Genomic DNA, 6,105 nt, shown 5'->3' on the forward strand with positions numbered 1-6,105 from the left:
GGAGGGCTCCCTTGGGGCACAAGATGACAAGGCCGATACGCCTCGCAGCCGCAGCCAGCGTGCTGCTTCTCCTGCTTGCCGGTTGCCAATCGACCGACACGACCGGGGGCGTCGTGCGCACCAATGAGCCCGCCAAGGGCGACTACACCGCTTTCGGCGACACCTTCGACGGGCTGAAGACCATCAGCGACGTCGATTACTACGCCTCCGACCAGGCGATCACCGAGGCCAAGACCCAGTTCCGCTCTGAAAACTACGGCAACGCAGGCGCGCTGTTCTACAAGGCGACCCGGCTGGCGCCGAATGACGGCGTCGCCTGGCTTGGTCTTGCTGCCTCCTGCGACCGCATCCGGCGTTTCGATCTGGCCGACATGGCTTACGGCCGAGCCTATCGCCTGCTTGGCGCGACGCCGGAATATTACAACAATCTCGGCTATTCCTATCTGTTGCGCGGCAAGCTGCAGGACGCGCGCAGCAACTTTCTCAAGGCCTATGAGCTGGCCCCTAACGATCCAACGGTAGCAAACAATCTGAAGCTGCTGTCGTCCAGCGTGCGGAACATAGAGCGGTCATGAGTCTGCTGCTCGCCGCTTCCCTTCTTTTCAAAGCGGTTGCCACCCTGCTTCTGGGACGGGTTGCGTGGATCGATTTCTCTACGCAGAAAATATCCAACCGCGATGTGTTGCTGCTGCTGTGCCTGGGGCTGGGCGCGCTGCAATTTCAGTCATTGCAGACCGGCTCCTGGCTTGAGATGGGCATCAGTGCGATTGGCGGTTTCATCCTTTTCGCGGCTCTCTTCCCGTTTTGGCYTTTGCGCAAGATGGGAGCGGGCGATGTGAAGCTGATGAGCGTTACGCCGTTTCTGATCGGCGGCAGCAATCTCGCGGCGCTTTCGGTGCTATTGCTGGTTTTCGCTGTCGCCACGGCAACCGTGGTCAAGAATCCGTTCCTGCTGCCGGCGGGACTATTTCGCCATTATGTGCAGCATATGGACCGCAAAGGTGTGGTGCCGTTCGGCGTACCGATCGCGGCAGCCGCCGCGTGCACCATGACCTACCAAGTCTATCACGCCCTGGTGGTCGCGAGCAGTTCCGGAATTTTGCAGCAGCTTAACTGATTGCGATTGACGCTAAGTCAGGCGCCACTTTCGCTGTGGCGCCGGCTTCTTCTGGGGCGGTTCGCTCGACACGGCCGGCTCTGACGAGACAAACACCAAGCGCTGGACGACGGCCACCGCACCTCCCACCGCCGCGGCAATTGCAGCCAAAACGAGAAGCCTTCTAACAGAACCCAACGAGACCCCCAGAGCCTAAGTTTCGCCTAAAACCCCGCCGTCTGTTTCTCCACCAGCTTCAACCGCCCCTTCTCCACCTTGAAGAACGGCATCGACCTTTGGCTCGAGCCGTCGCTGCGGAAGCGGAACAGGCCGGTCGAGCCGCGGAAGCCGGTCGTGTTCTCCAGCACCTGCTTGTTGAAGCCGTCGGGGCCGGCCGCGCTCGCTATGCCCGCGCTCAGCGCCACCATGTCGTAGGCATAGGCGACGTTGACGTCGGGCTGGTATTTGTAGGTCGCCTTGAACCGGTCGGCGATCGGCCCGGTCTCRCTCTCGTCGAGCGTCGCGATATAGGCGCCCTCATAGAGCGGATCCACTGGCCGCTCGAGCCAGCGGTCGGTGCCGATCAGCGTCACCGTCTTGCCTGGAATGCCTTTCGCCTTCAGCGCGGCAAGCACCGCTGTCGGGCTGCCGCCGCCGCAGGCGACGACCACGGCGTCGGGCGCCTCGACCAGCGAACTCATGTCCGACACCACCTTGGCGCCGCCGTCCGTCGGCGAATAGGGCAGCGTCACCGCAAGCGTGGCGCCATAGATGCTGAGCGCGTTGGCCACCCGGGATTCGATGGCGCTCGAGTCGGCGCCCGCCGGCACCAGCAGCACAAATTTCCTGGCGCCCCTGCCGGCGATCGCCGCCGCGCCGGCCGCCGCGCTGTCGGCTTCGCTCAGCCGCACCGAATAGACGCCGGGGCCGCCGGCGAAATTGTCGGCCAGCGCCAGCACCGGCGGCCGCTTGGAGCCCGAGAGCTTGGCAAGGTGCTGCGCGGCCGCAAGCTCGGACGGCCCGATGACCGCCTTCGCCGTGCCCGAGGTGATCGCCTTCACCGCGAGGTCTTTCGCGTAGCCGCTGTCGCCGCGCGTGTCCTCGATCGTCAGCGTCAGAAGCTTGTCGCCGAGATCGGCCATTGCGAGCCGCGCGCCGTCATACATCTTCCGGCCGTTCTCGCCCGTGCTGCCGGGCGCCGAAAGCGGCAAAAGCATGGCCACCTTGGTCGGCCCCGTGCCGAGCGTCAGCTGGGCCTTGGCGGCGGCGGCCGAGGTCGGGCCGCCCGAAGCCGCGCTGCCCGAAGCCGGACTGCCCAAGGCCGGACTRCCAGAAGTCTCGACACTTGCCTGCTGGGCGGGCGCCGCGGCCGCACTCGCCTGGCCGGYGGGTGCCGCGATCGCCGATGGATCGAGCACGTCCGACGCGCCGCTCTTGGATTGGCATCCGGACAGCGTCGCGACGAGCCCGAGAGCGATCGCCCCCAATGCATGTCGCCCAAAAGTGGTTCCGGTTTTGGGGAGACGACATGCATGGAGCAAGAAAGCATGTCGCCCAAAAGTGGTTCCGGCTTTGGGGGGACGACATGCATCCGACAAAGCCCGGAGGCGCGCCGCAACGATCCGTTTCGGCGCGGCGCGCTTCAGGTCCGGATCGTGCCGCTCACGTTTCATGTGCTTCCACCCCCCATATGCTATCCGTCGAACAGCCGCGCTCTCAGCGCCCGGATCGTCCTTGCTTGCGCCGGGCTGCGATACTCGGCGCATTTCATGTAGCGCGGCCCGGGYACGAATGATCGACGCACGCAGACGCGCTTCTCCTGGCCGGTCACAGCGCCGTCCACGGAAGCGTCGGACAAGCCGATCGTCGCCACCGGCAACGGCCCGGCTATGTCGAGGCCCTCCCGCGCCAGGATCGCGCGTGCGCGCTGGCAGTAGTTGACCGAGCGGACCGAGAAGCGGGTTTCCGCGTGCCCGGCCCGGTATTTCATCACGGTGGTGCAAAGATCGCCCGCGGCGAGCCTGTTTGCCTGCGCCAGATATCGGACGCCGAGCGCGATGTTGGTGGCCGGCTCGCCGAGCTCGTCGAGCGAACCGCGAAAGCCGAGCATCCGCGCCGTCGCCGGCATGACCTGCATCAGCCCGACTTCGCCGTCGGCGCCGCGCACGCCGGGATCGAACCCGCTTTCGATCTCCATCACCGCATGCGCCAGCACCGGTTCGAGGCCGTAGAGCGACGCCTGGCAGGTGGCGAACGTCTTGAAGGTCTCGGCGGTTCGCTCCGGCGCGGCGGCGCAGTGCACGGGCAGCGCTCCCGGCGGCTGCGGCCGTTCCAGCCAGTTGGCGTGGACGGATGTTTGACACAGACCGAGCAAGGCGACCGCTAAAGCAATTCCAGGAAAAGTGCGTAGCGGTTTTCCGTTCGGAATTGYGTCAAAACAAGGAGCTGGATCGTTTCGCCGTTTCCATGCAACGGTGAAACGGTCCAGCGCGATCGCCTTCGCCGGTTTGCCGTCGGCCACCATCGCAGCCAGCCGGTGCTCGCTTGYCCGTCAGCTCAGTGCATATATTCGACCATGCGGTCGTGGAAGCATTCGCATTTGTTGAGCGTGTCTTCGTCCTTGTAGTTCGTCTTGAGGTAGCCATAGGCCATGCCGCAGGCGACCTTGGCTTCCGAGGCCCAGACGAAGGCGGGACGCGACGAGTTGATCCATTCTGGGCTGTTGGCGACGGCGACCGATTCGTCCATCAGCTTCACCACATGGTCCTTGAGCTCGACCATGTTGTCGGTCAGCACCAGGTCCGAGGTGCCGACGGTGCGGCAATAATTCACCGCCGGCTCGCCGATGATATCGGCGGCGAAGCCYGTCGACCCGGCCAAGAGCAGCGCCGCGGCCGAAGCCAGAAGTCTCGCGGAATGTTTCATGTAAGCCCCTCTTCGAATTGCGAATTCACGGTTCTCTAATGCTTAGCATGGAAGCGTGGCCAAGCGCTACGTCAACTGAGCCAATCACGTTTGTTCTATCGGTACGTTGATCAAACAGTCACAGTTTCCGTATGCGCTGGCTGGCTGTGATCGTAAAGGATACTAATCGTAGATCCGACACCAACTCCCGTCAGCGTTGCCACTTCGACCATGTTGCCCCCGGCAGCGGTACCGTTGTCGTCGACCATCACGTGAGCGTCGCCGTTTGAGAAGGTGACGTTGACCGAGTCGCCTACCTGCGGATCACTAGTCGGCGCGTCGCCTCCGAGGGATTTAAGCARCTCTGACAGGTCGATAACGTCCTGGCCGGGTGTATAGTCTGCAATGACATCGGCCACGTGGAGCGTGAGCTTGGATGCATCGATCACAAACGTGTCGTTGCCGGCACCGCCAGTTATGTGGTTGAGACCGGAACCGCCGTAAAGGATGTCGTTTCCGTCGTCGCCGTAGAGGGTGTCGTTGCCGAGACCGYCAATGAGCAAATCATTTCCACCGGCGCCATGCAGGGTGTCATTTCCATTCATCCCAGCTAGGACATTGTCCGAGCCATTGCCGGTCAAGGAATCTGCAAAATCCGAGCCGATGATATTTATTACTCCTGCTGCAGCAGTCTCGGTCACGCCCGACCCGGAACTCGAATGGTCGCTCGTTACACTGCCTGAGGAGAGCAAATCGACTGCCAGCGAACTTGTRGAAGTGTCCCCGTCCGCATCCTTCAATAGAAGGTCGAAGTTCAGTTCGACCGAAGGGACACTTGTGGAGGTAGTGACAAATGCAAATGCACCAATGTCGAACGACTCACCATCCAGGCTGGGAGTAGTCCCATTGATGGAACGCGCGTTCTCGATTTCAATCCTATCATATCCAGTCCCGGACGCGGTGACGAGAACGGTGTCGTGAAGGTCGAGACCAGTGATCAAGTATCCGCCATGTCCATCCGTCGTCAACGATGCGAGGTTCAGACTCACGCCGTTAACTTTGATGTCGGTGATCGTGTTGAGCTGCGGGTCGTTCGCCAGCGCGGCGGAGTCATTCGCTGTGTTGGGGTCATCACCCGCGTTGTAGATGCGCACCCATGTTTCGATGGAGTCCGCTGGTGGGCTGCCGTTCACCTGTACGATGGAAAACTGGAAGTTATTGACGTCGTAGTGCGTCGAGTAATTATATGAATTGTTGTTGCCGTTGGAGACGGTCGCATCGTTGACGAAATCGATCCGCAGGTTGTCTCCGTCATTCATGGAGTTGTTGGCGACGCCGATGCYGATCGTACTTGCCGAGACCGACGATCCCGACGCGRCATTGCTTGTGCCGTTCGCCGCGCGCTCGTAGCCGGAGAACAGCACATCCTGGGTGGTCCCAGCCACATCTAGCGCCTTGAATTGCTGCGTATTTGAGCCAAGTGCCGAAAAATTGTCAATGTGCGTCTGCTGCGTGGCGCCAATCGCGGCGAACACTTCAATCTGGTAGTGGTCGGAACTGGATGCCAGGCTTCCGTMCGGCAGCAGCGTTATCTGGAATATCTCGGTGCCGGTGTTCAAACCGCCGGTCCATCCCTGCAACTGCATCGGGGTGTCAGGATTGGAATCATGGTCAACGAGGTACAACAGGATAGGCTGACCTCCTGATGTCAGATTGACCGTGCTTCCGTTTATTACGCCGGTGGCCTGCTGGCCGTTCACGATGTTAGCAAAGCTGATGGACCCAAGCTGGTCAGCGCCGACATTGTTGTCGATGTTGGCATCCCAATCCAGATCGAATGTCGCGATGCTGTTGGCCGCGTTGATGAGAACTGCCGTCTCGGGAGACAGHGCCGTCGGCGCATCGTCGTTGAAGGTGATGGTGAGCGTGCCGGTCGTGGACGAGTTGTCGGCGTCGGTGATGGTGTAGCCGAGATTGACGGTGGCGTTGTTCTCGTCGTTCGGGCCCTGTGCCTGCAGCACGTTGTCGAGCAGCGTGACGGTGTAGGCGCCGGTTGCCGGGTCCGTCACATGGACGGTGAACAGGGCGCCGCGCGGGCCGGTTGC

At 62.0% G+C, this 6,105-nt stretch carries 6 protein-coding genes; 2 read left to right on the forward strand and 4 right to left on the reverse strand.

Features of this window, described 5'->3' with window-relative positions:
* Positions 1-23: 23 nt before the first annotated feature.
* Positions 24-575, forward strand: coding sequence for a tetratricopeptide repeat protein (locus LCM4576_RS06910; protein ID WP_040989385.1), 552 nt, complete (start codon positions 24-26; stop codon positions 573-575).
* Positions 572-1,117, forward strand: a complete 546-nt coding sequence (locus LCM4576_RS06915; RefSeq protein WP_320411843.1) for a prepilin peptidase — start codon at positions 572-574, stop codon at positions 1,115-1,117. Before LCM4576_RS06910 ends, LCM4576_RS06915 begins: the two co-directional genes overlap by 4 nt.
* A 203-nt stretch (positions 1,118-1,320) precedes the next feature.
* Here LCM4576_RS06915 and LCM4576_RS06920 read toward each other — a convergent pair whose 3' ends face one another.
* The 4 genes from LCM4576_RS06920 to LCM4576_RS06935 form a co-directional block, all read right to left on the reverse strand.
* Positions 1,321-2,583 carry an ABC transporter substrate-binding protein gene (locus tag LCM4576_RS06920; protein WP_071031241.1) on the reverse strand — a complete coding sequence of 421 codons (1,263 nt, stop codon included), beginning with the start codon at positions 2,581-2,583 and terminating at the stop codon, positions 1,321-1,323.
* A gap of 206 nt (positions 2,584-2,789) precedes the next feature.
* The gene (locus LCM4576_RS06925; protein WP_244510699.1) at positions 2,790-3,398 is read right to left on the reverse strand and encodes a lytic transglycosylase domain-containing protein; all 609 of its coding nucleotides are present in this window, start codon (positions 3,396-3,398) and stop codon (positions 2,790-2,792) included.
* Positions 3,399-3,652: 254 nt separating this feature from the next.
* Entirely contained in the window at positions 3,653-4,021 is a 369-nt protein-coding gene (locus LCM4576_RS06930; RefSeq protein WP_041010296.1) for a hypothetical protein, read from the reverse strand.
* Between the two features lie 110 nt (positions 4,022-4,131).
* Positions 4,132-6,105, reverse strand: a 1,974-nt coding sequence (locus LCM4576_RS06935; protein WP_131803229.1) for a type I secretion C-terminal target domain-containing protein, incomplete at its 5' end; no start/stop codon positions are given.

Origin of the sequence: Mesorhizobium sp. LCM 4576 (assembly GCF_001854815.1) — a bacterium.
GTDB classification, from domain to species: domain Bacteria; phylum Pseudomonadota; class Alphaproteobacteria; order Rhizobiales; family Rhizobiaceae; genus Mesorhizobium; species Mesorhizobium plurifarium.